At 65.3% G+C, this 2,175-nt stretch carries 3 protein-coding genes; all 3 read left to right on the forward strand.

The genetic code is table 11. The features are described from left to right. Positions 1 to 1,075: trans-sulfuration enzyme family protein (locus K728_RS0100430; RefSeq protein WP_443110891.1), on the forward strand; the 1,075-nt coding region annotated here is incomplete at its 5' end. Positions 1,076 to 1,084: 9 nt separating this feature from the next. Then, entirely contained in the window at positions 1,085 to 1,408 is a 324-nt protein-coding gene (locus K728_RS0100435; RefSeq protein WP_019482359.1) for a DUF2516 family protein, read from the forward strand. Between the two features lie 65 nt (positions 1,409 to 1,473). After that, the coding region (locus K728_RS0100440) for a phosphoglyceromutase (protein WP_024475485.1) at positions 1,474 to 2,175 on the forward strand (702 nt) is incomplete at its 3' end.

Genomic DNA, 2,175 nt, shown 5'->3' on the forward strand with positions numbered 1-2,175 from the left:
CCCGCCGATCGTGCTGTCCTCTACCTTCCACGAGGCGGTGGATCCAGCGGCGGGGGACCGCATCTATGGCCGCATGTCCAACCCCACCTGGGACCCGTTCGAGGAAGCCCTCGGCAAGCTCGAGGGTGCGGCGCTGCCGGCCCGCGTGTTCAGCTCAGGCCTGGGTGCTGCTGCTGCCGCGTTGTCGCTGGTGCCGACGGGCGGCAACGTTGTCATGCCCCGCCACGCCTACGCCGGGTCGCTCAGCCTCGCCGGTGATGAGGCGTCGCGCGGCCGGTTCACTGTGCAGACGGTTGACGTCGCCGACACTGACCAGGTGCTCGCCGCCCTGGCCGGCACCGACCTGCTCTGGCTGGAAAGCCCCACCAACCCCATGCTCGAAGTGGCCGACCTGCGCACCATCATCAGCGCCGCGAAAAAGGCTGGAGTCACGGTGGTGGTTGACAACACGTTCAACACGCCCCTGGTTTGCCGGCCCCTGGACTTCGGCGCCGACGTCGTGCTCCACTCGGTGACCAAGTATCTGGCCGGTCACTCCGACGTCGTCCTGGGCGCCCTGGCCACCTCCGACCCTGATCTGCAGGCGAAACTGCTCAAGCACCGCACCCTGTATGGGGCCATTGCCGGACCGTTCGAGGTCTGGCTGGCGCTCCGCGGGCTACGTACGCTGGCCCTCCGGGTTGAACGGTCCCAGGCCACGGCCCTGTACCTTGCGCGCAAACTCCAGTACCACCCGGCTCTGACCAGGGTTCGGTTCCCCGGACTACCCGAAGATCCCGGGCACCAGCGCGCCGCCGACCAGCTGAACGGCTTCGGCTCAATTATCAGCATCGAACTGGCAGATGTGGCAGCAGCCGAGGCCCTGGTCTCGGCGGTGCGCCTGTGGCTGCCAGCAACTTCCCTGGGTGGCGTCGAATCATTGATCGAACGACGGCGGCGGCAGACCGGCGAGCCGGTGACCGTGCCGGAATCCCTGGTGCGGCTCTCGGTTGGGATCGAAAACCCCGAGGACCTGTGGGCGGATCTGGAGCAGGCCCTGGCCGGGCTGGGAGAACTCGACGACTCCACCCGATAAGCTGGACCCGTGAACATCGCTTATGACATTCGGAATTATCTGTACCTGGCGCTCGGGTTGGTGGCGGTTGGTATTGAGATCTGGGCGCTTGTCGATTGCGTGAGGCGGCCCGCCGCGAACTTTGAGGCCACGATGAAGCGCACCAAGGGCTTCTGGACCGCGATGACCGGTGGAGCTGCCGCCGTTGGCGTGCTGACGGTCCTCGTGACCGCATCTGGGCTCTTCGGCCTGCTGCAGATCGTCGCAGTGATTGCGGCGTGCGTCTACCTCGCAGACGTGAAACCGGCCGTCTCCGAGGTGCGGGGTGGCAGCGGTCCCTACGGCCCGTGGTAACCCACCGCCAGTAACAGAAGTGCACGACGGATGAACCTGAGCCTCCCATACGGCAGACTAAACCCATGACTTCCTACAAAGTGATCCTGCTCCGCCACGGCCAAAGTGAGTGGAACGAGAAAAACCTCTTCACCGGGTGGGTTGATGTGCCGCTCACCGAACAGGGCCGTGCCGAAGCCATCCGAGGCGGTGAACTGCTCGTCGAGGCCGGGCTTCTCCCCGACATCGTTTACACCTCACGGCAAAAGCGGGCCATCATCACGGCCAACCTCGCTCTCGAAGCCGCTGACCGCAGCTGGATTGACGTCAAACGCCACTGGCGGCTCAACGAACGCCACTACGGAGCCCTGCAGGGCAAGGACAAGGCGCAGACGCTCGCCGAGTTCGGTGAAGCCCAGTTCATGGAGTGGCGACGCTCCTATGACACCCCGCCGCCGCCCATCGAGGACAGCAGCGAGTTTTCCCAGGCCAACGACCCGCGCTACGCGGACCTCGGCGACGCCGTTCCCCGCACCGAATGTCTCAAGGACGTCCTCGACCGGTTCCTCCCATACTGGGAATCTGACATCGCCCCCGACATCAAAGCGGGCAAGACGGTCCTCATCGCAGCTCACGGAAATTCGCTGCGCGCGCTGGTGAAGCACCTCGACGGCATCAGCGACGCCGACATCGCGTCGCTGAACATCCCCACCGGTATCCCGCTGATCTACGAGCTGGACGAAAACCTGGTGCCAGTCAAGGCTGGCGGCACCTACCTCGACGCTGAC

It is taken from the genome of Arthrobacter sp. CAL618 (assembly GCF_000468215.1).
Taxonomy (GTDB): domain Bacteria; phylum Actinomycetota; class Actinomycetes; order Actinomycetales; family Micrococcaceae; genus Arthrobacter_D.